17 protein-coding genes and 6 pseudogenes are annotated in these 26,078 nt (G+C 69.8%); 9 read left to right on the plus strand and 14 right to left on the minus strand.

Annotated elements, in window-relative coordinates; genetic code table 11:
* Positions 1-105: 105 nt before the first annotated feature.
* A pseudogene (locus tag ACIBTS_RS40250) lies at positions 106-1,032 on the minus strand (hypothetical protein).
* Positions 1,033-1,241: 209 nt separating this feature from the next.
* Here ACIBTS_RS40250 and ACIBTS_RS40255 point away from each other — a divergent pair.
* The 3 genes and pseudogenes from ACIBTS_RS40255 to ACIBTS_RS40265 all read left to right on the plus strand — a co-directional run.
* Positions 1,242-1,487 (plus strand): annotated as a pseudogene (locus ACIBTS_RS40255) (condensation domain-containing protein); the annotation flags it as partial.
* A 62-nt stretch (positions 1,488-1,549) separates the two neighbouring features.
* Positions 1,550-1,759 (plus strand): annotated as a pseudogene (locus ACIBTS_RS40260) (AMP-binding protein); the annotation flags it as partial.
* Between the two features lie 62 nt (positions 1,760-1,821).
* Positions 1,822-1,983, plus strand: a complete 162-nt coding sequence (locus ACIBTS_RS40265) for a hypothetical protein (RefSeq protein WP_399325779.1) — start codon at positions 1,822-1,824, stop codon at positions 1,981-1,983.
* 102 nt (positions 1,984-2,085) lie between these two features.
* On the opposite strand, the gene ACIBTS_RS40270 is transcribed toward ACIBTS_RS40265, so the two are convergent.
* From ACIBTS_RS40270 to ACIBTS_RS40300, 7 genes are all read right to left on the minus strand, one after another.
* Positions 2,086-3,252 carry an acyl-CoA dehydrogenase family protein gene (locus ACIBTS_RS40270; RefSeq protein ID WP_399325769.1) on the minus strand — a complete coding sequence of 389 codons (1,167 nt, stop codon included), beginning with the start codon at positions 3,250-3,252 and terminating at the stop codon, positions 2,086-2,088.
* 87 nt (positions 3,253-3,339) lie between these two features.
* Positions 3,340-3,597 carry a hypothetical protein gene (locus ACIBTS_RS40275; protein ID WP_399325686.1) on the minus strand — a complete coding sequence of 86 codons (258 nt, stop codon included), beginning with the start codon at positions 3,595-3,597 and terminating at the stop codon, positions 3,340-3,342.
* An 81-nt stretch (positions 3,598-3,678) separates the two neighbouring features.
* A complete protein-coding gene (locus tag ACIBTS_RS40280; RefSeq protein WP_399325688.1) occupies positions 3,679-4,854 on the minus strand; it encodes an FAD-dependent monooxygenase in 1,176 nt (391 codons plus the stop codon).
* The gene (locus tag ACIBTS_RS40285; RefSeq protein ID WP_399325690.1) at positions 4,851-12,083 is read right to left on the minus strand and encodes an amino acid adenylation domain-containing protein; all 7,233 of its coding nucleotides are present in this window, start codon (positions 12,081-12,083) and stop codon (positions 4,851-4,853) included. The genes ACIBTS_RS40280 and ACIBTS_RS40285 overlap by 4 nt, the downstream gene beginning before the upstream one ends.
* Before the next feature lie 100 nt (positions 12,084-12,183).
* Positions 12,184-13,284, minus strand: a complete 1,101-nt coding sequence (locus ACIBTS_RS40290) for an SIS domain-containing protein (protein ID WP_399325692.1) — start codon at positions 13,282-13,284, stop codon at positions 12,184-12,186.
* Positions 13,285-13,368: 84 nt separating this feature from the next.
* Positions 13,369-14,115: an SDR family NAD(P)-dependent oxidoreductase gene (locus ACIBTS_RS40295; protein ID WP_399325694.1), complete on the minus strand. Its 747-nt coding sequence runs from the start codon at positions 14,113-14,115 to the stop codon at positions 13,369-13,371.
* A 375-nt stretch (positions 14,116-14,490) separates the two neighbouring features.
* The gene (locus ACIBTS_RS40300) at positions 14,491-15,543 is read right to left on the minus strand and encodes a methyltransferase (RefSeq protein WP_399325696.1); all 1,053 of its coding nucleotides are present in this window, start codon (positions 15,541-15,543) and stop codon (positions 14,491-14,493) included.
* Between the two features lie 982 nt (positions 15,544-16,525).
* Between ACIBTS_RS40300 and ACIBTS_RS40305 the strand changes: the two genes are divergently transcribed.
* The 4 genes and pseudogenes from ACIBTS_RS40305 (at position 16,526) to ACIBTS_RS40320 (ending at position 19,512) form a co-directional block, all read left to right on the plus strand.
* The gene (locus ACIBTS_RS40305) at positions 16,526-17,719 is read left to right on the plus strand and encodes a cytochrome P450 (protein ID WP_399325771.1); all 1,194 of its coding nucleotides are present in this window, start codon (positions 16,526-16,528) and stop codon (positions 17,717-17,719) included.
* 214 nt (positions 17,720-17,933) lie between these two features.
* The gene (locus ACIBTS_RS40310; RefSeq protein ID WP_399325698.1) at positions 17,934-18,659 is read left to right on the plus strand and encodes a dienelactone hydrolase family protein; all 726 of its coding nucleotides are present in this window, start codon (positions 17,934-17,936) and stop codon (positions 18,657-18,659) included.
* Positions 18,660-18,879: 220 nt separating this feature from the next.
* Positions 18,880-19,095, plus strand: a pseudogene (locus ACIBTS_RS40315) (CopG family transcriptional regulator); the annotation flags it as partial.
* Positions 19,092-19,512 (plus strand): annotated as a pseudogene (locus ACIBTS_RS40320) (PIN domain-containing protein). The pseudogenes ACIBTS_RS40315 and ACIBTS_RS40320, both read left to right, overlap by 4 nt.
* A gap of 121 nt (positions 19,513-19,633) precedes the next feature.
* On the opposite strand, the pseudogene ACIBTS_RS40325 reads toward ACIBTS_RS40320, so the two are convergent.
* The 3 genes and pseudogenes from ACIBTS_RS40325 to ACIBTS_RS40335 all read right to left on the minus strand — a co-directional run.
* A pseudogene (locus ACIBTS_RS40325) lies at positions 19,634-20,466 on the minus strand (RHS repeat-associated core domain-containing protein); the annotation flags it as partial.
* A 136-nt stretch (positions 20,467-20,602) separates the two neighbouring features.
* Positions 20,603-21,787 (minus strand): nuclear transport factor 2 family protein, encoded by a 1,185-nt coding sequence (locus tag ACIBTS_RS40330; RefSeq protein ID WP_399325700.1) that lies wholly within the window; start codon positions 21,785-21,787, stop codon positions 20,603-20,605.
* A 37-nt stretch (positions 21,788-21,824) separates the two neighbouring features.
* On the minus strand, positions 21,825-22,421 hold the full coding sequence (locus tag ACIBTS_RS40335) for a TetR/AcrR family transcriptional regulator (RefSeq protein WP_399325702.1): 597 nt from the start codon (positions 22,419-22,421) through the stop codon (positions 21,825-21,827).
* Positions 22,422-22,563: 142 nt separating this feature from the next.
* Here ACIBTS_RS40335 and ACIBTS_RS40340 point away from each other — a divergent pair, with 142 nt between their 5' ends.
* On the plus strand, positions 22,564-23,547 hold the full coding sequence (locus tag ACIBTS_RS40340) for an NAD(P)-dependent oxidoreductase (RefSeq protein WP_399325704.1): 984 nt from the start codon (positions 22,564-22,566) through the stop codon (positions 23,545-23,547).
* On the opposite strand, the gene ACIBTS_RS40345 is transcribed toward ACIBTS_RS40340, so the two are convergent.
* Complete coding sequence (locus tag ACIBTS_RS40345) at positions 23,528-23,980, minus strand: DUF6299 family protein (protein ID WP_399325706.1); 453 nt, start codon at positions 23,978-23,980, stop codon at positions 23,528-23,530. The genes ACIBTS_RS40340 and ACIBTS_RS40345 overlap by 20 nt on opposite strands.
* A 230-nt stretch (positions 23,981-24,210) precedes the next feature.
* Here ACIBTS_RS40345 and ACIBTS_RS40350 point away from each other — a divergent pair, with 230 nt between their 5' ends.
* Entirely contained in the window at positions 24,211-24,423 is a 213-nt protein-coding gene (locus ACIBTS_RS40350) for a DUF5999 family protein (RefSeq protein ID WP_319670973.1), read from the plus strand.
* Between the two features lie 44 nt (positions 24,424-24,467).
* On the opposite strand, the gene ACIBTS_RS40355 is transcribed toward ACIBTS_RS40350, so the two are convergent.
* On the minus strand, positions 24,468-24,869 hold the full coding sequence (locus ACIBTS_RS40355) for a RidA family protein (protein ID WP_399325708.1): 402 nt from the start codon (positions 24,867-24,869) through the stop codon (positions 24,468-24,470).
* Entirely contained in the window at positions 24,866-26,020 is a 1,155-nt protein-coding gene (locus tag ACIBTS_RS40360) for an acyl-CoA dehydrogenase family protein (RefSeq protein ID WP_399325710.1), read from the minus strand. The genes ACIBTS_RS40355 and ACIBTS_RS40360 overlap by 4 nt, the downstream gene beginning before the upstream one ends.
* Positions 26,021-26,078 lie beyond the last annotated feature (58 nt).

A 26,078-nucleotide genomic window follows, 5' to 3' on the forward strand; every position in this document is an offset into this window, starting at 1 on the left:
GAATACGACGGCCTTTTGGCTAACTGCGGATACCCTCCCGACGCTAACACGGCAGCCGGGACGTGTCCTCGATTCGACGGCTACTTCGCTGACAGCAGAGGACCGTCAGGCGGCGGACTCGACGGTGTCCCGGAATCGAGTGATGGCTGAAATGTATTGTTCTCGAAGCTCTGGTTCGTTCACCCCGAGACCCTCCCTGGTGGCCAGACACAGAGGACACCTTTCTTTCCGTGGTGCCGGTTGCGATGCACGTCGAACGCGGCTTGGCGCTGTCCGCCGGCGGACAGACCCGGGACAGTGTGGGGTGGGCCCGCGCCTTGCAGATGAGGCGGTTCGCCTCCCACGCCTCGCGGTAGTTGGCGAAATGGGACCCGATGATCCGCTGCAGCGACATCCACAGGTAGCGGTTGTCGTACTCGTGCGTGTAACCGGTGGTGGACGCGCAGGTCACCACGGTGCCGCCCCGCCGGGGTCACGTAGACGGAGGCTCCACGGCTGCCGAAATGTCGCCACCCGCGCGGGCTTTGCGTCCCGTCCACGTTCCGAACCGGTAGCTCTCGGCGCTGCGGTCGATCACCGCGTCCGCGCCCATCGTGCGGCACAGGTCCGCCTTCACCCGGTCGGACACCACGCAGACCGGTCGGGCGCCGCCGGCCAGGGCGAGTCGGGTCGAGCAGGGTGTCGTCGTCGTGGCCGTCCGCGGACTCCGGTTCCACGGACAGGCAGTGCGCGACGGCCTTGTCGCCGGGCCGCCAGGCGCGCACGCCCGGTCCAGTGCGCAGCACGAATCCCGCCAGGTCGGACCCGATGACGTGGTACGGCAGATGGTGGCGACGCGCGCCAGCGGCGAAGTCCGGCCGTAACGCTTGAGGAAGGCGAACGTGGGCACCGGCTCGCGCGACTGTCCAGACCCGCGAAGAGTTCGGTCTCATCCTTGTACAGGGCGATGGCACGGCACGACTGGGGAACTGGCAGTGCGGCGAAGTCATCCGGATCCGCTGCCTCGGTGACGGCGGCCGATAACTCGTTCATGGAGGCTCCTGCGGGCAGGGCGTTCCCCATGGGCAGGAACCGGTCGACCGGTCCGCTTGCAGGTTCTTCCCCGACCGTGCGCGCATTCCGCTACGGCCGCTCGGAAAAAGTCGGTGGATTCTATGCCGAATTTCTGGATGGCGCCCAACATACCGGGCAGATTTCGTCACCGCCGAACGGCCGCCGACTCCGGGAGCTGAGGGCAATCCGTGACAGCGTCCATTCCTTTGACAGCCTATCAGCGAGATATCTGGGTGGCGCACGAGCTGTTTCCCAGCAGTCCGCAGTTCGCGATCCACCTGAGTCAGCGATTTCTCGGGGAAATTGACCACGAGCTCTTGCTCACCGCGGTGCGGCATACCGTGCGAGCCAACGACGCTTTTCGGCTGCGGTTTGCGGAGCAGGACGGCATTCCGTACCAACGGACCGACGGGTCACCGCCCGACGTCGAGGTGCTGAACTTCTCCGGCGACGCGGATCCCGAGACCAGCTCCCTTCCCGGACGACCGGACGTGGCATGCTCTGTTCGCCGCCCAGGCGGCACGTACCCCGGCGCGCCGAGCGGCTCGCGGCGGCGCTGCGCGCCGACGGAGCGGCCCCGGGTGACCGAGTCGCCGTGCTCCTCGAACGGTCGCGGCACACCGTGGTCTCCGTCCTGGCCGTGTTGAAGGCGGGCGCCGCCCATGTGCCCGTCGAGGTCGGCTGTCCGGTCGCACGGATCGCCTACGTGCTTCAGGACAGCGGAGCCCGCACGGTGCTGACGGACCGCTGCCGGCCTGGCTCGACCGCGTGGCCCGCTGGCTCAACGAGGCCTACGCCTGGACTCCCCAGCAGGTCATCCCGCCGTGCTGGACGAAGCGCGACAGTCTCTTCCACGAGATCACGGCCTTCGCCTTCGCCCGGATCGACGCGAACGCCGATGCCGGGTCGGTGATCGCCTGGCACGAGTAGTACGCCCGCTTCGTGACCCGGCTGGACAACACGCTCGGCAAGTTCGGCGGCGAGTGCCGCGTGGGCAAGCACGAGGACCGTCGGCGACGACACATCACAAGCTCAGGCAGGCAGTCCCAGCTCTCGGGCGATCAGCATCCGCTGCACCTCGCTCGTCCCCTCCCCGATCTCCAGAATCTTGGAATCCCGCCACATCCGCGCCACCGGATACTCGTTCATGAAGCCGTACCCACCGTGGATCTGCGTCGCCTCACGCGCGTTGTCCACGGCCACCGTGGAGGAGTACAGCTTTGCCATCGCCGCCTCCTTCTTGAATGGCTTCCCCAGCACCAGCCGCGACGCCGCATCGCGCCAACCGATCCGGGCCATGTGCGCCCGCGTCTCCATGTCCGCGATCTTGAACTGGATCGCCTGGCGGTCACCGATCGGGCGGCCGAAGGCGCGCCGCTCCCTGGCGTACTTCACCGACTCGTCCACACAGCCCTGCGCCAGACCGGTGGCCAGCGCGGCGATCGCCACCCGGCCCTCGTCCAGGATGCGCAGAAACTGCGCGTAGCCGCGGCCCTCCTCGCCCAACAGGTTCTCGCCCGGTACCCGCACGTCGGAGAAGGCCAGCTCGCGGGTGTCCGAGGCGTTCCAGCCGACCTTGGAGTACGGGGCTTCTACGGTGAAGCCGGGCGTCCCCGACGGCACGATGATCGAGGAGATCAGCGGGCGCCCGTCCGGCTTGCGGCCGGTCACCGCGGTCACCGACACCAGGCCCGTGATGTCCGTACCGGAGTTGGTGATGAAGCACTTGGAGCCGTTGATCACCCACTCGCCGGTCGCCTCGTCGCGCACCGCCGTCGTCCGGGTGCCGCCCGCGTCCGAACCGGCCTCCGGCTCGGTCAGGCCGAACGCGCCGAGCAGCTCGCCCGCGCACAGCTGGGGCAGCCACTGCCGCTTCTGTTCCTCGGTGCCGAACCGGTACACCGGCATGGCGCCCAGCGAGACGCCCGCCTCCAGGGTGATGGCCACCGAGGAGTCCACCCGAGCCAACTCCTCCAGGACGATCCCGAACGCGAGGTAGTCGCCGCCCATGCCGCCGTACTCCTCGGGGAAGGGCAGCCCGAACAGGCCCATCCGCCCCATCTCGCGCACGATCTCGTACGGGAACTCGTGACGCTCGTACAAGTCGCCGATCTTGGGGGCCACAACGTCGTGCGCGAACTCCTCCACAGTGCGACGCAGTTCCTCGTGCTCGAGGGTGAGGCGGTGGTCCATGGTGATCATTGATCCTTAGGCGAGAGGGTTTCGTACGCGGGGACGATGGGGTGGCGCCGGCCCGTCCGAGGGGTCAGGCCCGTCACTTTCCGGTCAGTCGCGATGTCCGGTCAGTCGCGATGTGGCCTCGCGCATCACGTCCGCCGGCTTGCAAAAGGAGAAGCGCACGAGCCTGTCCGTGTCCGCGTTCCGCGCGCTGTACCGGAACGCGGAACACGCAATGGCCGTCACACCCTCACTCGTCGCGCGATTCCCGATGAAGGCGACGGTCAGGGAGTCCTCGCCGAGCCGGGGCGCCGCCATGGCCGCGCCGACGCCGTGCAGGGCGTGCGTGCCGATGGGGATGGACATCGCCGCGCAGGCGTGCCGCGGCCGCGGGCGGGCACGCGTATGCCCACCCGCGGGTCGGCCATCAGCGGTCATGGGGTGTGGTCAGCCCAGTGGGGGCCAGGTGAGAACCGCTTCGTTCTGGCTGGTGAGCTTGGACAGCGGCGTGAACCGAAAGTAGAGGTCGCGCGCCAGGGCGGGCCAGAAGCCCTCCAGTTGCTCGGTCTCGCTCAGCGCACGGGCCGCGGCGACCAGTCCCTCCGTCCGCGGCCTGCGCTCGTCCTCGTAGCCGCGCAGCGCCGCGACCGGGTCCGCTGTCGCGCGCAGGTGCTGGGCGAGGACGACGGCGTCCTCGATGGCCAGCGCCGCCCCCTGGCCCAGGCTCACGAGCATCGGGTGGGCCGCGTCGCCGAGCAGGGTCGTGCGTCCGGTGCCCCACCGCTGGAGGAACGGGCGGTCCTGGGCGGTGATGCGGACGATCGATTCCTCGGGGGTGGTACGGATCGCCTCCCGCACCTCGTCGGCCCAGCCCGCGAAGAGGCCCGCGAGCCCCTCCTTGCCGCGCCGCAGGTGTCCGGAGGCACCCGGGGGCACGTTCTTCGTCGCCCACCAGTAGGCGCGGCCGTGCCCGATGTCGGCAAGGCCGAAGCGCTGGCCCCTCCCCCAGTAGTGCGCCGCGTAGCCCTTGCTCATCCGCGGGTGGGTGAAAGGCACCGTGGCCAGCCAGCACGCGTAGTTGCCGGGCCGCGGTTCGTCGGCGCCCGCCACCTGCCTGCGGATCGCCGAGTTGAAGCCGTCCGCCCCAATCACGATGTCGCCCGAGGCGGTCCTGCCGTCCTCGAAGGTGACCTCGACCCCGTCCTCGCCGCTGACGAACTCCGCTGCCGCGGCACCGAGTTCGATGACGCTCCCGTCCCCGAGGGCGTCCAGCAGCGTCTGCTGGAGATCGGCCCGGTGGACGGCGTAGTTCGACGCCCCCAGCCGGTCCGAGACTTCCCGGAACGGAAGCGCCCGGATCGGACGGCCCCGCCGGGTGAGGAACTTGAGCTCGTCGAACACCGCACCACGCTTCTCCAGGCCCGGGGCGATGTCGATGTCGAGGCTGCGCAGCGCCAGGACCGCGTTGCACATCAGCGACACCGCCGTGGTACCCGGCCGCAGCTCGGGAGCCCGCTCGAAGACCTGTACCTCGACGCCCACACGGCGCAGCGCCGCGGCGGCGGCGAGGCCGCCGACGCCCGCTCCGATGATGAGGGCCTTGCGCGGGGGGGACTGCGTCATTTCCCACTCCTCTCCGACAGTCGTCGGCCCGGTCGGCCGGCCACCGCCTGTGCCACCTTCTCGGCAACGACGTTCACGTGCGGTTCCTCCAGGAGCACCAGGTGGTCACCGGGGACGTCGACCACCTGGAGCCGGCCCGTGGTCAGGTCGCCCCAGCCGTTGGTGGGGTCCGCATGCAGGCTCTGTGCTGCTCCGTGCATCGGCTGGAGGATCTCCGGCAGCTCCGAGGTCGCGCGCAGCAGCACCACGTCCTCGTCGCCCGGTTCGGGCTGGTAGGTGAGGATCGCCCGCCAGTGCGCCTTGAACATCTGGAACAGGCGCCGCACGGTGGTGCGCGAGCTGCCTGCGGGCAGGACGCCCGCCTGCGTGGCGTGTTCGACGATGAAGTCGAACTTCGCCTCCTCCTCCAGACCGTCCGGCAGCGAGACCACCGGTGCGGTGCCACCGCGCTCCATCCACAGCAGCTCCCAGAAGAACCACTCCAGCAGCGAGTGGTCGGCGATGTCGGGCCGCTCCCCCTGCTTGACAGCGATCGGGTCGATCAGCACGGTGCCGTGCAGGGCGCCCGGGTCACTGCGGCGCAGCTGGCCCGCCATCTCGAAGGCGATGAAGCCGCCGAAGGACCATCCTCCGATCACGTACGGCCCTTCGGGACACGCGCGCCGCACGGCCTCCAGGTAGCCCGCTGCCATCTCCGGGATCGAACTGAGCGGCTCCGTGCCCGGCACGGTCCCCCACGCCTGAAGCGCGTAGACCGGCTGGTCCTGCGGTAGGTGACGGGCGAGGCGTACGTAGCACAGCACGTGGCCGCCCAGCGGATGGACCAGGATCAGCGGCGGCTTGTCCCCCTCGGTGCGGATCGGCACGACCGGGTCGAACCGGGCGGCCGCGTCGCCGCCCCGCAGGCGTTGGGCCAGCCCGGCGACGGTCGGGGCGGCGACGAACGCCGAGAGCGGAACGCCGACGCCGTAGCGCTTCTCGATCGTCATCACCAGCCGCATCGCGGTCAGTGAGGTGCCCCCGATGTCGAAGAAGTTGTCCCGCACGCCCACCGCGGGCAGTTCGAGCAGTTCCGCCAGGATGCCCACCAGCGCCCTCTCGTGCTCGTCGGCGGGTTCGGTCGCGTCCGACGACGGCGCGGCCAGCGGCATGCGGCGCAGCAGCGCGTCGTCCCGCTTGCCGCTGGGCGTCAGGGGCAGGCTCGCCAGCCATTCCAGGTGCGAGGGCATCATGTAGTCCGGCAGCACCGCCCGCAACCGGCTGCGCACCTCGTCCAGGTCCACGGCCTCGGGGTCGCCGACGAGGAACGCCGCGAGGAACGCGTCGCCGCCCTCCCGGCGCCGCGACACCACCGCCGCCTCGCGGATACCGGACGCGGACTGCTCCTCGGCGAGCTTGGCGATGGCCAGTTCGACCTCGGCCGGCTCGACGCGGAAGCCACGCACCTTCACCTGGGAGTCGGCGCGGCCCAGCCATGCGAGGTTGCCGTCGGGCATGACCCTGGCGAGGTCGCCCGTGCGGTAGAGGCGGGCGCCCGGCTCTCCGAACGGGTGCGGTACGAACCGCTGCTCGGTCAGGTCGGGCCGGTTGCGGTAGCCGTGGGCCAGGCACACCCCGCCGACGTAGATCTCTCCCTTGGCGCCCGCCGGGACCGGCCGCATGAGGCCGTCGAGCAGGTGCAGCTCGATGCCGTCCACGGGGACGCCGACGGGCGGCAGGTCGGGGAAGCGGGCCGGGTCACCGGTCATGGTGTGGTGGGTCAGCAGGTGGGTCTCGGTGGGCCCGTACTGGTTCTCCAGTACGGTGTCCGGCCGCGCGGCACAGAACTGGCGGATCTCGTCGGTGATCCTCAGCTGCTCACCGGAGGAGATGACCACCCGCAGGGCACCCGGGCGGATGCCCAGCGCCTGGGACGTCTCCGCGAGCTGCTGGAGCGCCACGTAGGGCATGAAGACGCGCTCCACCTCCTCGCGGTCCAGGAGCCGCAGCAGGGCCGGCATGTCCCGCCGCTCGTCCTCGGCGAGCAGTTGCAGGGTGCCGCCGCCGCACAGCGTGGAGAAGATCTCCTGGAACGCCACGTCGAAGCTCAGGGGTGCGAACTGAAGGGTCTTGCCGCCCGCCGCGCCGCTGGCCGAGGGCACCTGCCACCGCATGTAGTTGGCGAGCACCCGGTGCGGGAGTTCGACGCCCTTGGGCTCGCCGCTGGACCCGGAGGTGAACAGCAGGTAGGCGACGGTCTCGCCGGTGATCTCCGGCAGTTCCGCGACACCTGCCGGGTCGGGTTCCGTCTCCAGCAGCTCATCCACGTACAGCAGTCGCAAGGGGTCGTCGAAGAGCGGTACGTGCGTCTCGTTGGTGACGATCCACAGCGGGTCGGCCTGGGCGATCATCGCCGCAAGCCTGGCAGGCGGGTAGCCGGCGTCGAGGGGGACGCAGGTGGCTCCGGCCTTCCCGACCCCCAGTACGGTGGCCAGTGTCTCGGGCGAACGGTCCATGGCGATGCCGATGGCGGTGCCGGTGCGCACTCCCGCTTCGATCAGGGCGTGGGCTATCCGGTTCGCGGCGGCGTCGAGCTGGGCGTACGTCCAGCGGCGCGCGCCGCAGCTGACGGCCACCGCCTCGGGCGTGCGGGCGACGTGCTCGCCGATCAGACGGATGACGTGCGCGGGCGCGTCGGCCCCGCTGCCCGCGCCGGGGACGGTCCGCGGCGCGGCCTGCGCAAGCCCGTCGCTCAGGAAGGCGAAGTCCACGTCCGCTTCGGGGTGCTCGATGATCCGCTGGAGGACGGCCACGTACGTCTGTCCGATGCTCTCCACCTGGGAGCGCGAGAACGTGCGTCCGTCGCAGTCGATCCGCAGCCACAGGCGTTCGTCCACCGGGTCGACCACGGCGTTGACCAGGAGCTTGAAGTTCGTCTCCTCCCAGGTCCTGAAGTCGGTCAGCTTCATGCCGGTGCCCTCGAACAGCGAGGTGAGCACGTGCGGATGGACGTAGTTGAAGGCGGTGTCGAAGACGGCGTTCCCGCCGCGGTCCTCCTGGATCGCGCTCAGCGGATAGCGGCGGTGGGGATGGCCGGCCCGCTCCTGTTCGTACACCTCGCGCGCTGAGTCCAGCCAGGACCGCGGCTGAACGTTCAGCCGCAGCGGCAACGTCTCCAGGAACAGTCCGGTGATCCGTTCGGCGTCGGCCTGCTCCGGCCGTCCGCCGGTGACAAGCCCGGTCGTGATGTCGTGCGTGTCGGAGAACAGCCGCAGCGTCAGGCAGTGCGCCGCGAGCAGCAGGGACTTGACCGGCAGGTGGTGGGTGCGTGCCAGACGGCCCACCCGGTCGGCCAGGCCGTCCGGAAGCTCCAGCCGGTGCACGATGAGCTCCGTGTCGCCCACGGGCTCGTACGGCCTGAGACCGTCGATCTGAGCCAGTTCGGCACCATCGAGCAGCCGCTGCCAGTACCGCTTGCTCTCCTCGGAGGCCAGGGCCCTGCGCTCCTCGCGCACGTACAGGGCCGGCGAGGGCAGTGCCTGCGCCGGGACGGCGGCGACGGGCTGCCCGGCGTGGTGGAGGAAGTCCTGGAGCAGTTCGCGCACCAGCGTGGCCACGCTCCAGCCGTCCAGGATCGCGTGGTGGAAGCTGAACACCAGCTCCAGGGAGTCGCGCAGGACGTGCATGCGGAACAGGTACAGCGGCGGCCGGTCCAGACGGTACTCGTGGTACCGCCGTTCCTGGACGTGCCGGTCCAGCTCGTCCTGCGCCTCCTGCTCGCCCAGACCGCGCAGGTCCGCGATCTGCAGCCCGCCGTCGGCCTCCCGGTACACGAGCTGGAGCGGCTCGGAGTAGCCGCCGAGGTCGAAGGCGGAGCGCAGCACCGGGTGCCGCCGGACCAGCCCGTCGAAGGCGCGACGCAGCGCCTGCTCGTCCCACGGCGACTTCAGCGAGTAGCGGAAGACGTCGTGGTAGACGGCCGACCTCTCGTGCTCCCCGCTGTGGTACAGCAGGCCCAGGTGCAGCCGGGTGGCCGGGTAGGCGTCCTCGAGGCCGGTCAGCCGTGCCCGGTCGACTCCCGGGACCAGGGCGAACGGTTCCAGCGGTGTGTCCGTCCCGTCCTGCGACACGGTCGTCGCGACCGCGGCGAGCGCGGCGACCGTGGGGTTGCGGACCATGTCGGCCAGGGTGAAGTGGACGCCCGCACGCCGTGCCTCCGCCTGGATGCGGAGCATCTGGATCGAGTCCCCGCCCAGGGAGTAGTAGTCCTGGTCGGCCCCGATCGGGTCGGTCCCCAGGACCGCCGCCCAGGCCGCCGCCACCTTGACCTCGATCTCGGTGGACGGCGCCCGCAACCCGGCGCCCGTCTCCACCGCGGGGGCGGGCAGCTGCCGCCGGTCAGCCTTGCCGTTCGCCGTGAGCGGTATCCGGTCGATCCGCACGAAGTACGCAGGGATCATGAACTGCGGCAGAGTTTCGAGGAGTTGGGCGCGCAACCGGGCCGCCCCCACTTCTTCGTCGGCCACGTAGTAGCCCACCAGGTGCACGCCGCGGCCCGGCTCGGTCCGGTCCACGACGAGGGCGTCCCGGACGCCCGGACAGTTCGCCAGGCGATTGCGCACCTCGCCCGGTTCGACCCGGTTGCCGCGGATCTTGACCTGGTCGTCAAGGCGCCCCAGGTACTCCAAGGTGCCGTCCGACAGCCAGCGGGCCCGGTCCCCGGTCCGGTACATGCGACCGCCCGGCGTGAACGGGTCCGCCACGAACACGGCGGCGTCCAGCTCGGGCCGGTCCAGGTAGCCGCGCGCCACGCCGACGCCCGCGATGCACAGCTCGCCGGCCACACCTGCGGGCTGGAGGTGCCCGTGCGCGCCGACCACGTACAGCCGGATGTTGTCGATCGGCCGCCCGATCGGCACCCGGCCCACTTCGCCGTCCGTGCCGTCGGGGCATTCGTAGTAGGTGACGTCGACCGTGGCCTCGGTCGGGCCGTAGAGGTTGACCAGCCGGGGAGCCGCGGCGCCGGCGTCGGCGAACACCTGGTTGAACCGCGCCACATGAGCGGGCGTCAACGCTTCTCCGCTGCAGAACACCTGGCGCAGGGAGGCCGCGTCCGCCACCCGGGCCGGGTTCTCCTCGATCCGGTCGAGGAACGGGCCGAGCATCGACGGCACGAAGTGGGCCACGGTCACGCGGTGCGCCCGCACCGTACCGAGGATGGCTTCGGGGTCGCGTTCCCCCCGGGGCGGCAGCAGCGCCAGGCCGGCCCCGGTGATCGCCCACCAGAACAGCTCCCACACCGACACGTCGAAGGTGGTCGGCGTCTTCTGCAGCAGGACGTCCTCCTCGCCGACCGGGTAGCAGCGCTGCATCCACTCCAGCCGGTTCACCACGGAGCGGTGCTCGACCTGCACGCCCTTGGGCCGTCCTGTGGACCCGGACGTGTAGATGACGTACGCGAGGTCGTGCGGCCCGCCCAGAGCGACGGGTAAGGCGGGTGCGGCGGACGCAGTCGCCTCGAGGCGCAGTACGGGCACGGCGTCGCCCACCGGGGCGGCGGCCACGCTGCTGCCCAGCAGCACCGCGGCGACCCCGCTGTCGGCCAGCACGAACCGGACGCGCTCCTCGGGATGGTCCGGGTCGACCGGGACGTACGCGGCGCCTGCCTTGAGGACGCCCAGGACCGCGGCGACGAGCTGCGGGCCGCGCTCGGCCAGCACGGCGACCCGGTCGCCCGTGCGTACGCCGTCCTCGCGCAGCTGGTGGGCGATGTGGTTGGCCCACCCGTCGAGGCGGGCGAAGGTCAGCGACTGGGCGGGGTCGTCGATGACGACGGCCACCCGGTCGGGAGTCCTCGCCGCCTGCCGCTCGAAGAGCGCGTGGACGGTCGCGTCCTGGCTGAACGCGTTCACCGGGCCGGTGCCCGTCGCGATCAGGGCGGCACGTTCGGCTTCGCCGACCATGGGGATCTGCGACAGCGTCAGGGCCGCCCCCGCGAGAGAGCCCTTGAGGATCGCGTCGATGTGGCCGGCCACCGACTCCACGGGGAAGTCGGCGTCGAACACGTCGACGGCGTAGTCCATGTCGACCAGGACGTCACCGACGTCGTCCAGTTCGTTGACGACCACTGCCAGCACGTCGTCGTCGTGGGCACGCGCCTGCACGACGGTCTCGTACTCCACGCCCTGGACCGCGAGTGGAGTGGGCCAGCGCAGATAGGCGATGGTGGTGTCGAACAGCCGCTTGGGGCCGCTCTCCTGGAGCGGTACGCAGCGCAGCAGGTCGCCCAGGGAGAAGCGCTCGTGGGGCTTGAGCTCCCGGGTCGATGCCTGCACCTCGGCGACGAGCTCGCTCATCGTACGGTCCTCGCCGGCTGTCACCCGCAGCGGCAGGGTGTTCGCGAAGTGGCCTACGGTCTGCTTCTGCGCAGCGGTGGGCCGGTTCAGCAGCGGTACGCCCAGGACGACTTCGTCGCTGCCGTGCACCCGCGACAGGTAGACGGCGAAGGCGCCCGCGACGAACGCGAAGACCGAATGGCCGCGTTCACGGATGCTCTCGATGACAGCGCGTTCGATCAGGAAGCTGTGGCGGGCACTGCTGCGGGAGCCGGCCCGGGCCGAGCGGCGGAAGAGGGTCGGGGAGACACCCCGCAACTTCTTCTGGAAATAGGCCCGGTCATCCGCGTAGTCGTCCGAGGCGCGGTAGCGGCTCTCGTCCTCTGTGAATTCCAGGTACGACGGCACGGACGGCTCTTCGAACCGCCCGGTCCTTCGTATCTGGTCGTATTCGGCGCGGACTTGGGACATGAAGAGGTTCAGGCCCCAGGCGTCCGCGACGATGTGGTGCACCTTGACGTAGGAATGAAAGACTCCCTCGCCCTCCTTGAGGACCGCGAGCGTGAACAGCCGGCTGCGTTCCACCTCGAAAGGCACGTCGAACGCGTCTTTGATCCACGCCTCGCAGGAATCCCGCGGCGATGGGGCGTCGGAAAGGTCGATCGTCGGGATGTCGTAAGCTTCCTCCTCGGCCCACTGGCGTGGAGTTCCCTCCTCCGGGTCGATCCGGATCCGGAACGCATCGTTGCGGTCGACCGCACGGCGCAGGCACGCCTTGAGGAGGTCGACGTCCACGTCACCGGTGAACCGGTCGGTGATGAAGCAGTTGAACTGCGGGAGATCTGGAAAGATAGAGTTCGCAGCCCAAATATCCTGCTGGTAGGCCGTGAGGGAGTTACGCTCCCGTCGATTCACGATCGCTCCATTTTCCTCGGCTCTTGCCTGCATTTCCTGAGCTGTTCGGCTTTCTTCTCCGATGCCCTACGCTCACCGTGGCCGACGTCTTACACCCGTATCAGCCGCCGTTCTCCGCGGCGATGGTGCTGCCGTGGTACCAGGGGTTTCCTGCAGCCTCGGATATGAGGTTGCGCGACTTCGTCTCCCGCGCCTTGCCCAGATCGAGAGTGAGGTACTGGACGAACTCCAGAGCGGTGAAGTACTGCCGGATGAAAGTCGACTGGTCGAGTTCGATCTCGGTGACGGTGACCTTTGCGTTCTGCGGGATCGGTGCAGTCAGCAACGACACCAGATTCTTCCGCTTGGCCCGGGTGTATTCGTCCTCTTCCGGGTCAGTGAAGACGAGGATGCTGTGCCTGCGCTCAGGGTCGGTGAGCGTGGCCACCTCGCTGTGGCAGAACTCGTGGAAATAGTTGCGCGTCGCCGGCACCATGGCGATTTCGTTGAAGTGCATCTTGGCCAACTTCAGCAGGCTCTCGTGCCACTTGGGCGAACCGAGCATGATGACGTTGGCGTTCTCGCTGCGCGCGGCGGCGTCCGCGGCCAGGGCACGCAACTCTGGGGTGAAGTCGGTCCGCAGGTCCTCGGCCAGGGAACGGACCTCGGGCCCGTAGTCCTTGTCCAGCAGACCGAGCTGCAGGAACATGTCGACCAGGATCGAGAAGTACTGGCCCACGTGGAACAGCGGGTACTCGCGGTCGGGCTTGCTCAGCGTCCAGCGCGCGATGGACACGCCGTGCTCCTCGCCCAGCTCGCCGAGCCGGCCGCCCGAGGTGAGCAGCAGCACCCGGTCGTGCATGGGGCGCAGCGCGTGGAAGGCACGGACCGGCTCGTTGGAGTGGCCGCTGTACGAACTCAGGATGATGAGCGTGCGCTCGTCCTCGATCACCGCACGCGGAACAAGGTACTCGAAGTCGTAGTCGTTGAAGACATACACTTCGAGGTCGCTGCGGATCGACTTGAAGAACACCTTTATTACGTCCGACACGATGGCCGAGCAGCCCATTCCGCTGAAGACGATGCGCGTGAAGTGACCGTCCTTCAGCCTCTTCAGAAGGTCGGAACAGATGCCTGATATGTCATACTCGTCGAACTTGGTGAACCCTGCGCGATACTCCTGCTCCAGGAACTCCTGGTAGCGCTCAAGGCGTGATCGCATGAGTATTCCTCTTCCTAGGAAGTCAATGGAGTGCCGACGATTCCAGCAGGAGCGAGCGTGCGCCCCGGTTGTGCACCGAGTGCTTCACCACATGAACTGGCCGCCGTCCACAATCAGTTTCTGCCCCGTGATGTACGTGGCCCCCTCGCCCACCAGGAATTCCAGCGCGTCCGCCATCTCGTCGGTGGCACCTATCCGGCGCTGCGGTATCTCATTCAGCAACGCATCCATGTACTCCGGCTCGGCCAAGCGGTAGCGCGTACGCATTTCTTCCGTGTCGATCATTCCCGGAATAAGGCAGTTCACGCGGATACTCGGAGCGAGTTCCATGGCCAGGCACTTGGTGAGATGAAGCATCCCGGCTTTGCTCGAACAGTAGTTGGCGCCGTTCATCCGAGGCCGAATCGCTGTGGTCGCACCGATGTTGACGATGGAACCGCCGCCGGCCTCCAGCATGACCGGGGCGAAGGCCCGCGTCATATAGAACGGGCCGGACAGATTGGTATCCAGGACCCGGCGCCAGTCGGAGTCGGAAATCTCAAGCACCGGACCGTCGATATTGAGACCAGCATTGTTCACCAGGACCTGCGGGACTCCGTGCTCGGTCCGTACGAGTTCAGCGAGTTCGGCGACTTCGTCCGGGTCGGACACATTCGACCGTACGACAGACAGCCCCTTCTCGACCTCTTCCAGAGCAAGATTCGCCGACTCTTCGTCACTGCGATACGTGGCGATCACCCGGAATCCCATCCGGGTCAGACGGTGACTGAAAGCGAGACCAATTCCCTTGGTTCCGCCGGTAACGATGGCAAGCCCGTCAGGCGAATTCACTCAAGCTCCCTTTCTCGGATGCGGCGCCGAGGACACGAACAGGGCACGCCACCTTGCCCCGACACCGAGGAGGCGGGAAGGCGGGTGGGGTGACGACAGGGGTGACGGTGATGCGGTCCGGATCAGGTGTCGGCAGCGCGGGGCGGGCCGCGCTCAGGGCCGTTGCGCGGCCGCGCGCGGAGCCGCACGGATGCGGGCAACTCGCACACACGCGTGCGGCATGGGTGCACGGACATGAGGACCCGAAGGGTGCGTCACAGGGGCGCAGGGCCCCGTCGAAGTGATCCGGCCGCGCCCTGACGGGCGGGCCGATCCGTCAGACGGTCGGAGTTGCCCGCCTGACGAATCGGCAGGGCGGCATGGAACGGACCGGACTCACCGGGCGATGGGCTTGCGGGCACGCAGGATGACGTCGAAGCGGCCCGGGTACTGGCGGTCCATCGGCTCGAAGCCCGCTTCGGTGTACCACTGCTCGAATTCCTGCGCCGTGTAGATACGGCCCTCGGGTGACGCGATCGTCTGGACGTACCCCGCCATGAACGCGGCGTGGGCGGGCCCGGTCTCGTCGTCGTCCTGGGCACACGCGACGATCACCATGTGTCCGCCCGGCTCCAGCGCGCGGTACGTCTTCGCGAAGAGGTCGCGGACCTGATCGGGCGACCAGATTTCAAGGAACCGGGAGTAGACGACGCAGTCGTGGGACGAGGGGAACTCATCCTTCCAGATGTCGGTCCCGACCGCCTTGATGCGCTCGGAGAGGCCCGCCTCGGCGATGCGGGCGGCGGCCATCTCCGCCACGTTGGGCAGTTCGAGGATGGTTGCCTGAAGATGCGGCCAGCGCTGCGCGAAACCGATGGAGTTGGTCCCGGTGCCTCCGCCGACGTCGAGCACCTTCTTGTACGACGAGAAGTCCACGGCGTTGACGAGGTCCTCGACCACCGAGCGACTCTGGTGTTCCATCATGGCCGTGAAGACCTGCTCCAGGTTCTTGTCCTCGCCGAGGAGCTCGTAGAGCGTGGTCGCCGGGGAGTCGGCGAGGAGTTCGCGATGCAGCCCCTCGTTCTCGTTGTTCACCAGCGACTCGTGGAGCCAGCCCATCGGCTGGTACAGCATCTCGTGGGTGTAGCGGACGATCACCGGCATGAACGCGTCCTGATCGCCGGCCAGCAGGTCGGTGGCCGCGGTGTTGTGATAGCCGTTGCCCTCCTTGCGTACGAGGTCGAACGCACAGCACCCGAGGAGCAGCACGTGTCCGGCACGTTCCTGCAACCCGAGCTCGGCGGTGATCTCGTCAAGGCTGCTGCCCGGCCGGGTCTTGAGCAGAGTGAAGAGTTCAAGACGCAGAGCGGCGTGCATGAACGGGAACCTGAAGCTGGTGTACACCAGCTTCCACAGCTCGTCCAAGGCCGTCTCCGAAGATTCCTTCATAGTTTGCCCTCCACATTTCTTACAGGTCGCGAGCAATCGCTTTCGGCCATGGAGTAGTCAAGTTCCACAACGTCCAGATTTCTCCGGTTGATGCTCAATGCGGAATAGACATACCTCGACACTCCCAGCACCCGACGTCGGGTCTTCGAAGTTGCGCGGCAGGGCGTGGTCACGTCAGGGCGACGGCTGGTCGTCCTGACTGCTTCCGGCCCCGGCCCTGCGGGGCCCGCAGCAGTGCCGCGACGGCGGCTTTCGCCGGTCGACCGGCAGCGTGCACCGCATAACTTCGAGGACCCGAAGTCGGAACACAGGTCACGCGATGCTGCAGCCGTTCGCCCCAGCTCGGCGCTACACAGACGGGGCCCACCCCGTGGAACGACATCGACATGAATGGAAGGTTTCGCGACGACCGCTCACGTAGTTGACGCTCCCAACCACAGACTCAACTTCAAACGCAGCAATCACACAAGAGAACGCAGGACTCCCGCCTCCGTCGGTGGCGCGAATCGCGCGATGAGCGACCACGTACCCCCTGTTCAGCGAGGTCCGACTGTCCGGAACGGGCCGAATTCCGATTCGATTCTGTCTGAAATTATCTCGCGCCCGAAGGTCCGATGCCGTGTCCTGCAGAACGGTGTAGCGACATGATCTTACTGATCGCCCTCCCACAACCCCCCGGAGTGCTCACCTTTATTTTCGCGTCAGAGGTACTTCTTTCCGTGCAACCAAAAAAGGCCCTGGACAGGTCCCATCGTTGCAGGTCAGAGCATTTCTCGTGTCATGAAAGCCCGAGGTTGGCAAGGGGAGCGGTGTTGTGCGGGTGGGGGTGCGAGATTAGAGTGAACGGCCGTGCTCGGAGTGGTCGGCGGGGGCCGATACCCCGGGCCTGAGGGAAGGGAATTCCGTCGTGACCGAGACCGAGAAAGCCGCCGCCGATCCCGCGATAGCCGACAGAACCGACCGGCCCGACAGCCCCGGCGGGATCGAGGTGCTCGCCTCGCTCAGCCCCGACTTCACCGCCGACCCGTACGTGGCCTACGCGCGGCTGCGCGAGCGCGGTCCGGTGCACCAGGTCGTCACACCCGACAGGGGCCGGGTGTGGCTCGTGGTCGGGTACGAGGCCGCGCGCGAGGCCTTCACCTCCCCGCAGCTCAGCCGGGACTGGCAGCGCGAGTGGCGGCAGACCGGCTGGAGCCCGCCGTACGCCCTGAACATGCTCGGCAACTCCAACATGCTGATGAGCGACCCGCCTCACCACACCCGGCTGCGGAAGCTGGTGGCGCAAGAGTTCACGGCCCGGCGGGTCGAGGGGATGCGGGGCCGCATCGAGGAGATCACCGACGAGCTGCTGGACCGCATGACGGCGGACGGAGCGCGCCGCGCCGACCTCATCGACGCGTTCGCCTCCCCGCTCCCCATGATCGTCATCTCCGAACTGCTCGGCGTCCCCGGCCTGGACCGCGCCGCCTTCCATGCCTGGTCCAACGAGACCCTCGCGCCCACCAGCCCCGAGGCGGAGAAGAAGGCGTACGAGCAGGTCATGCCGTATCTCACGGGACTCATCGCCGCCAAGCGCGAGAGCCCCGGGGAGGACCTGCTCAGCGCCCTCGTCCACACGGTCGACGAGGGCGGCGACCGGCTCACCGAGGACGAGCTGGTCTCGTTGGCCTTCCTGCTGCTCGTCGCCGGGCACGAGACGACGGTCAACACGATCGGCAACGCGGTGCGCGCGCTCTTCGCGCACCCCGAGCAGCTGGCGGCCGTACGGGCCGATCCGGCGGGGCTGGCGGCGGGGGTGGTGGAGGAGACGCTGCGCTACGACGGTCCGGTGGAGACCACCACGCCGCGCATCGCCCTGGAGGAGACCGAGATCGGCGGCGTACGGGTGCCGCGCGGTGCCATCGTGCTGATCGCCATGGCCGGCGCGGACCGCGACCCGGCGCGCTTCCCCGATCCGGAACGCTTCGACGTACGACGGCGCGAGGCCCGGGGCCATCTCTCCTTCGGACACGGGATCCACTTCTGCCTGGGCGCCCCCCTCGCCCGTCTCGAGGGCGAGGTGGCGCTGCGCGCACTGGTGGAGCGCTGCCCGGATCTGACGGCGGACGGGGAGCCGGGGGAGTGGCTCCCCGGCATGCTGATCCGGGGGAGGCGGGAGCTGCCGGTGCGGTGGTGATACGTCCGCCGCGGGCGGGCTGACGGGCGGATAAGCGGTCGCGGCACGCCGTTCGCGCAGGTCAGCGGGGACTGTCGACCCGGATACGGCCACCCCACCGGCCCACAGGCGATGGTCTGCGAGCGAAGACTGCACTTCAGGCGCACACCAAGATTCCGTGGGCGTCGGCGTGTGGACGCCGGGGGCAGTTGTGCAGTCATTACAGTCCGTCTGCATGACGACGGTAACGACACGCACGGTCACCTATCCGGCCGACGGCCTGACCATGGTCGGTCACCTTGCGGTCCCGGCTGGTAGCGGTCGTCTGCCTACGGTTCTCATCGGGCCTGAGGGACCAGGGCTGAACGACTTCCAACGGCGCCGGGCCGACGCACTGGCCGAACTCGGCTACGTCGCCCTGGCCTTCGACATCAATGGAGGGCGCTGGTTCACCGACCCCGAAGAGATGCTGGCGCGCACCACCCCGCTGCTCCGCGACCCCCAGCGTATGCGGGACATCGGCCACGCGGCACTCGACGTGCTGCGCGCCGAACCGCGCACCGACCCCGACCGGATCGCCGCCGTCGGATACGGCACCGGAGGTGCGATCGCGCTGGAACTCGGCCGTGATGGCGTCGACCTGCGTGCAATCGGCACGGTCAACGCACTCACCACCGGCCGACCGGGCGAGGCGGCGCGCATCCGGTGCCCGGTGTGGGCCGGGGTCGGGTCGGAGGACCCGATCATGCCGCCGGCGCAGCGCGAGGCGTTCATCGCCGAGATACAGGGCGCGGGTGTCGACTGGCGTCTCGTGCTGTACGGGGGCGCGGTGCACGCCTTCCACCACCCTCCCGTCGACCAGGCGGTGGTCCCCGGAGTCGCCTACCACCCTCGGCACGCCCAGCGCGCCTGGCGCGACGTCGTGGGCCTGCTCGCCGAGTGCCTGCCCGTGGCGGAGTGAGACCTGCGCAACGGAGCCGTGCGGGCGCGCCGGTCGCGAGCGTGTGCGCCTGGGGATCAACGAGACCACCCTGGCGAGCCGGGTCTCCCGTGCCCGTCGGGCAGGGACCGCACCGGCCGGTGGGAGCGACGAGCTGGAGCGTCTGCGGCGGGCCGACCACGGTCTTCGCGGCCCGGGAACTCGAACGCCTGGTGACCCTGACCGACGCCACGCCCGGTTCGCCGAAGCCGCCAAGGCTCGAAGTGGCCCCTCCGGTCTGTCCGCCTACGTCGCCGCGGCGGTCGCCCGTCAGATCGAGCGCGACAACCTCAACGAGCTCATCGCCGTCGCCGAGGCCGAGCACGGCCCCGTCACCGGCGAGGAGATCCAGGACCTGCGTGACCAGCTCCACCAGGCCCGCGACAACCAGGCGGCGGGCGGAGCGAACGCCGCGTGAGCCGCTCCCCCGCCGTCCCCGGCGGCACCCTCGTGCTGGACGGCGAGGGACTGGCCAAGGCCGTCCTTCGCGACCGCACCGTCACCGCTTGGCTCGCCCTGGCCCGCGCCGACGATCTACGGGTGATCACCTTCCGCGGCCACCTTGGTGGAAGTCGTCCACCCGCTGATCAACCGCCCGGCCCTGGAGTGGACCCTTTCGCGCCTCGTGGTCGAACCGGTCACCGAGCTCATCGCCCGCCACGCCGCCGCCCTCCTCGCCGACGCCGGCCTGCACGGCCACAAGTACGCCATCGACGCCATGCTCAGCGCCACCGCCCTTGCCGCCCCCGACCCCGGCCCCGTAACCATCCTCACCTCCGACCCGGAGGACCTCACCGCGCTATGCGGCGGACGCGCCACCGTCATCAAGATCTGATGCGTCCATGGACTGCCTGTCGCTGCTGACGCATCCAGTCGCGCTCGCAGCCGCTCGTCGGCTCCCGTACGTGTAGTGGGCGTAGCGGGTGGCCACAGCCTGGGCGGACGGGGCAGTGGCGCGGGACGGTTGTGACGCGGTGGGCGGTGCGCCGGCCCGCGCCCGTCATGGCCCACGGGCGTCCGAAGACGTACTTGGTGCCGTCGCCGGTGGTGACGGTCCAGTACTCGCCGTTGTCGTCCCCGTTGTCGGCGCCGGCGGAGCGGGTCACCGTGGAGGCGTCGTCGTTCTCCAGCCGCCACTTGCCGGTCGTGCCGTCCTTGACCAGCCGGGACGATGCGCCATTGAGGACCAGCCGGGCGTTGTCGTACTTCCAGCACTCGTCGTGGACGCCGTCGTGGCCGTCCTGGTCGCAGCTGCCGTAGGTGCGCTCGATGTAGGACTCGCTCAGCGCGAGGCCCTCACCGACCGAGGACCCCTGGTTGTTGGTGGTCGCGTTCTGGCCGTCGACGCTCCCTGAGCTGTACGCGAGGGAGAGCTGCGGGGCCGGTCCGGCGGCCGCGGGCGGCACGCTGAAGTCGTACTTCCAGGTGAAGGAGCCGGAGCTGCCGCCCGCCTCCCAGGACGCCGACGGTGACAGGGCGGTGGCCGAGTAGTTGCCATGGCCGTTGGGGGCCTGGCCCGTGCCCGTTGCGGTGGCGGGGCGGTGAGGGCGAGGACGGTCGCCGTGGTGGCGCCGGTTGCGGCCGCGTCGGGGGTGCGGCTCGCGGGGAGGGCGAGCGGGGCGGTGACCGTCTGCTCGCGGGTGCTGTTGCGGGAGGGCAGCGGGGTCTGCTTGCGGCACGCGGCCTCGGCGGAGGTGGTGGTTGCGCAGCCGGGCAGTTGGACCAGGTGCAGTCGCTGCGCCCAGCCGCCGCCGATCGCGCCGGCCAGGTCCCGGTAGTTCACGCGCACTATCTATTTGGGGGGTGAAAGTTGCCGCACTAGTCACTACAGCATTTCGCCAACTCTTGACTCAGGTGCAACAAACGTTCCAAATGAAGCCGTTGCCTCCGCTTGCGCCTGTCTGTTGGCACGACCCTGGGCCAACTCAGTAGCCGATGGCCTCTCGGAGAAGCAGCACGGTGCCTCGCCCCGGCCGGGGTTCCGCGTTGAGCACGAGCAGGCGGTTGACGGCGCTGGGCATCCCGTAGACCGCCTGGGCGCGGGCGTTCTCCAGCGGGAGGGCGTGCTCCTCGACGCGGCGCAGCGCCGTGTTCAGGTCGGGCACCACTTTCTGTGCGCCGACGACCCAGACCGCGTGGGCGGCGCCGCCCGCGTTGGCGGGGAGTTGGCTGCCGCTGCCCGAGGCAAGGACGAGCGAGCCGTTCTCGGTGACCGCGGCGACGCTGTTGACGACGAAGTCGGGGCCGGCAACCAGCCTTCGGATCTCGTCGGCGCCGGTGACACGGTCGATGGCCAGGACGCGCGGCCTGACGGCGTCGTACCGGCCGCCGGCGTTGATGTCCTCGTCGATGCCGGACAGCCGGAGGGTCTCGCTGGCTCCGGTGAGCACGCCGGCGCCCTCGGGAATCAGCTCCTTGATGCGGACGCGCGCGGCCGCCGCGTCGTCGAGGATCTCGACGGCGAAGCCGCCCGCACGCAGCGCGGCGGCTGCCCGCTCCAGTCGTTCGGCCGATGCCGGGTCGGCGAAGGACACGGCCGCAGCCTGGTTGGTTCCGGGGTCCTGTGCCGCGTGGGGTGCCGTGCCCGCCAGCGGGGAGGTGTCGAGGTACCGGACCTCGTACACTCGCTCGGCGAACTTCCAGCCTTCCTCGGTGCGCTGGTAACGGTCGTGGTAGACGGCGTAGTTCAGACCCTGGCGTCCGTCGAGGGTGCGCGCGAGTTCCTGGATGTAGGCGCGGCCGGTCGCGGTGTCGCCGTCGAGCAGGACGGCGCCGGGGTGTGTGTTCTGCACGAAGAAGTCCCACTGGCTCTGCAGCCGCTCTCCCCCGGCACGGATCTCCTCGCGGCCGACCAGTTCGACCGGGATGTTGGGCATGCGCAGGACGCCGTCCGGCGTGAACAGCGCGGCCAGGCGGGGTCGGTCGCGCATCATCGCCGCGTCGGTGAACTCGCCGCGCAGTGCCTCGATCTCGACGCGGTCCGCGATGGCCTGGAAGTCGTTCATCGAAGGTCCTCTTTCCGTCTTGTCGTCGTCCTCACCGGTACGACGACGCAGCCCGTCGGAATGTGAGGCGAAGAGGCGTTGTGCCTGCACCCTGACGATCCTCATCGGCAGGCTGCTCCTCGTGGAACGCCTGGGCGGCCGGTCAGTCGGCCGGGCGTGCCGCCGCGTCGAGGAGGGGGGCGAGTTCCCGGGCCACGGTCGTCAGGGCTCGGACGTCGCGTTCGGCGCGGGCCATCAGGATGGCCCCCTCCAGGGCGCTGATCATGAGGGTGGCGAGCGCACCGGCCCGCTCCTCGGGCACGCCCATGCCGGCCAGGGCCTGGGCCACCGGCCCGGTCCAGGTGGCGAACGCGGCCGCTGCGGCCTCCCGGGTGGAGACGGTGGACTCGGCGCAGTCCACCGTCGCGGCGGCCACCGGGCAGCCGCCCGCGAACCCGGCGGCCTCGTACTCGTCGGTCCACTGCCGCACCATCTCGGCGAACAGTGCGCCGGGCGTCGGCTCGGGCAGCGCGGCGAGAAAGCGCGCCACTCGGTTCCCCGCGTACCGGCCCGCCCAGCCCACCGCCTCGTTGACCAGCTGTTCCTTGCCGCCGGGAAAGTAGTGCTGGAGCGAACCGCGCGGCGCCCCGGCGTGCACGGCCACCTCGCGCATGCCGGTGGAGGCGACTCCGTCGCGCCGGATGAGCTGCGCCGCGCTGAAGACCATCCGCTCCCGCGGCCCTCGTTCGGTCACCGCCATTGTCGACCTCCGCCACCGCGTCACGAGTGCTCCGGCTCTCACCCTATGACCGCCGTCATAAGAAGGACTACTATGACCGCTGTCATAGTCGGTCGGTGGTGAATGCGACGAGTGCGACGGGGGCGACGGCCCGGCCTCGGGCATGAGCCGGACAAGGCGGTGGTGCATCGTGCACGTCGATTCCGGTGCTACCGGTGGTTCCCTCGGTTCCCTCCGTTCCCTCCGTTCGCTCGGCTTCGTCGGGCTCGGGGTCATGGGGCAGCCCATGGCCCTCAACCTCGCCCGCGCCGGGACGCCCCTCGTCGTGTGGAACCGCACCCCCAGCCGGTGCGAGCCCCTGCGCGCGGCCGGAGCCGGGATCGCGGCGAGCCCGGACGAGGTCTTCGACCGGGCCGGGACGGTGCTCCTCATGCTGGCCGACGAGAACGCGATCGACGCGGTGCTGGGGCGCGGCACCCCCGACTTCGCGGCGCGCGTCGCCGGACACACCGTCGTCCACATGGGCACGACCTCGGCCGGGTACTCGGCCGGCCTCCAGGACGACATCCGGGCGGCGGGCGGGAGATACGTGGAGGCTCCGGTCTCCGGGTCCCGCGGGCCGGCCGAGCAGGGCGAGTTGGTGGGCATGCTGGCAGGCGACGACGATGCCGTGGCGGCCGTACGGCCTCTGCTCGCCCCCGTCTGCCGGGAGACGTTCGGCTGTGGTCCGGTGCCGGGCGCGCTGCTGATGAAGTTCTCGGTGAACCTGTTCCTGATCACGCTGGTCACCGGGCTGACCGAGGCGTTCCACTTCGCCGACCGGCACGGGCTCGACCGGCGCCTGCTCCGGGACGTCCTGGACGCGGGCCCGATGGCCAGCGCCGTCTCCCGTGTGAAGGCGACCAAGCTGCTGGCCCGCGACTTCACCGTCCAGGCGGCCGCCGCGGACGTCCTGAAGAACAACCGTCTGATCGCGGAGGCCGCCCGCAAGGCCGACCTGGCCTCCCCGCTCCTCGACGTCTGCCACACCCTCTACGGCGAGACCATCGATCAAGGCCACGGCGGCGAGGACATGGCAGCCGTGCTGCACGCGCTGGAGACCCGGACCGACAGCGCGGCCTCGTCGCTCAGCCCTTCGTCAGGGTGATGTCCTCTTCCCGAGTCGCGTGGAAGCGGGGCAGGGGCAGGCCCCCCGCGGGGCGGAGTTCCATCAGCGTGGCCTCTACATGGGCCGCGCCGGGTTCGAGGTCCTTCCGGGTGGCCTTGCCGGTGTTCTTCCACGTGTGCTCGGCACCGTCGCACACGGCACGGCTGCCGCCGATGCCATACCGGGCGTCGGCGGATTTCCGGCCGACGGAGGAGCTGACGAAGACGGGTCCCGTGTTGCCGACGCAGCGGTAGGTGCCCGAGAGGGTGACGGTGCCGTCGGCGGCGATACGCCCGACCGGGGCGACGGTGACGGACTCCGACGGAGCGGCAGCGGCGGTGGCGGTCGCGGTCGCGGTCGCGGCGAGAGCCGGAACGGCCAGCAGAAGCAGGGCGGCACCGGTGGCCGCGGACAGGGCGGGGCGCAGCGACATGGAAGAACCTCCTGTTGTGGGAGCCTCCACTGGTACCGGGCGGGCGCGCCCGCGGCGGTGATCGTCACTCCTTCGGTGGCGAGTCCGCGCCGGTCGTCGTCGAACGGTCGTGGAGTTGTCCTGGTGCTGTCACGCTTTCGGGCACCCTCTGGCGATGGCTTCGCACCGGGCGCATGGTCTGTCCATGCGGGCCGACCGGACGGCCGACCCCACCGACGTGGAGGTGCGCCATGTGTTCCCACCAGTTTCCCAGCGCTTCTGCCGACACCCACCCCGTGCACGTCGTCGCCGCCCACCCCGAGCAGGGCTGGAACCTGCTCTGCGACGGCACGATCGTCTTCGACGACTTGGGCGAGCTGCTGCCCGACGGCCGGGTCGTGGACCCGCACCGGATGACCGTGACCGTGCCGCCGGCCGCGGAGCGGCTGGCCGTCGCCGCCTGACCCTGATCAGCGCCCGCCCGTCGATCGCGGTCCGCGGGCGCCGGTCACCGGTCCAGTACGGCGAACCCGTCCAGTTCGACGAGCGCCTGCTCGTCCCAGAGTCGTACGATTCCGACGACCGCCATCGCCGGATAGTCGCTGCCCGCGAACTCCCGCCAGATACGACCCAGTTCAGGCGCGCACTCGCGATACGCGGCGACGTCCGTGACGTAGACCGTGACCCGTGCCAGGTCCGACGCCGTGCCGCCCGCCGCCGCCAACGCGGCCAGCAGGTTCGCCAGCGCTCGCGCGAACTGTTCCGGCAGCGACTCCCCCATGACCTTCCCGTCGGCGTCGAGCGCGGTCTGGCCGGCCAGGAACACGATCCGACCGCCGACGGCGACGACGGCGTGGGAGAAGCCGGTGGGCGGGGAGAGTCCGGGCGGATTGACGCGCTCGACGGTCACCGGGCCTCCAGGTTCGCGCGTCCGGCCCGTTCGGCCTGCTCTGTGTACAACTCCCGGGCGATGATGCCGCGTTGGACCTCGCTGGCACCCTCGTAGATCCGCGGTGCGCGCACCTCCCGGTAGAGGTGCTCGAGCAGATGGCCGCGGCGCAGCGCCCGCGCGCCGTGGAGTTGGACGGCCGTGTCGACGACGTACTGCGCGGTCTCGGTGGCGAGCAGCTTGGCCATCGCGGCCCGCTTGGGGACGTCCGGGGCCGCGTCGTCGTACGCCGTCGCCGCCGCGTGGACCATCAGGCGGGCGGCCTCCGTGCGCAGCGCCATCTCGGCGACCTGGTGGGCGACCGTCTGAAGGTCCATCAACTTGCCGCCGAACGCGTCTCGTTGGGACGTGTGGGAAAGGGTGGCGTCGAGGGCGGCCTGGGCCATGCCGACGGCGAAGGCGCCGACGCTGGGGCGGAACAGGTTGAGGGTGCCCATGGCGACCCGGAACCCGCGGTCGGGCTCGCCGAGCACGTCGTCCGCCGTGACCGGGACGGCGTCGAAGCGGAGGGCGCCGATGGGGTGCGGGGAGAGCATGTCGAGGGCGGAGCCGGTGAGCCCGGGACGGTCGGCGGGGACGAGGAAGGCGGTTACGCCACGGGCGCCGGCGCCGGGAGTCGTGCGGGCGAAGACGGTGTAGAAGTCGGCCTCGGGAGCGTTGGAGATCCAGCACTTCTCACCGGTGAGCCGCCAGCCGCCCGCGCCGTCCCGCCCGGCGGCCAGTGCGAGTGCCGCCGCGTCCGAGCCCGCGCCCGGCTCGCTCAGGGCGAACGCGGCCACCGCGCTGCCGTCGGCGACCCGGGGTAGCCAGCGTTCCCGTTGGGCGGGGGTGCCGTGGGCGTGGACCGGGTGCGCGCCGAGTCCTTGCAGCGCGAGCGCGGTCTCCGCCTCGGTGCAGGCGTAGGCGAGGGACTCGCGCATCAGGCAGAGGTCGACGGCGCCGGAGGTGAACAGAGGGGAGAGCAGCCCGAGTCGGCCGAGTTCGGCGACGAGCGGACGGTTGACGCGGCCCGGCTCGCCCTTCTCGGCAAGGGGGCGCAGTCGGTCGGCCGCCAGCGTACGCAGCTCGGCACACCAGGCGGCTTGCGTCGGTTCGAGCGAGCATGCGGACATCTCCAGTCCCCTCTGCCGTACGAGTGCTGTCCGATCCGTCGGCCCCGGCCGCGTGCGT

This window comes from Streptomyces sp. NPDC050121, from assembly GCF_044460385.1.
Lineage (GTDB): Bacteria > Actinomycetota > Actinomycetes > Streptomycetales > Streptomycetaceae > Streptomyces > Streptomyces soliscabiei.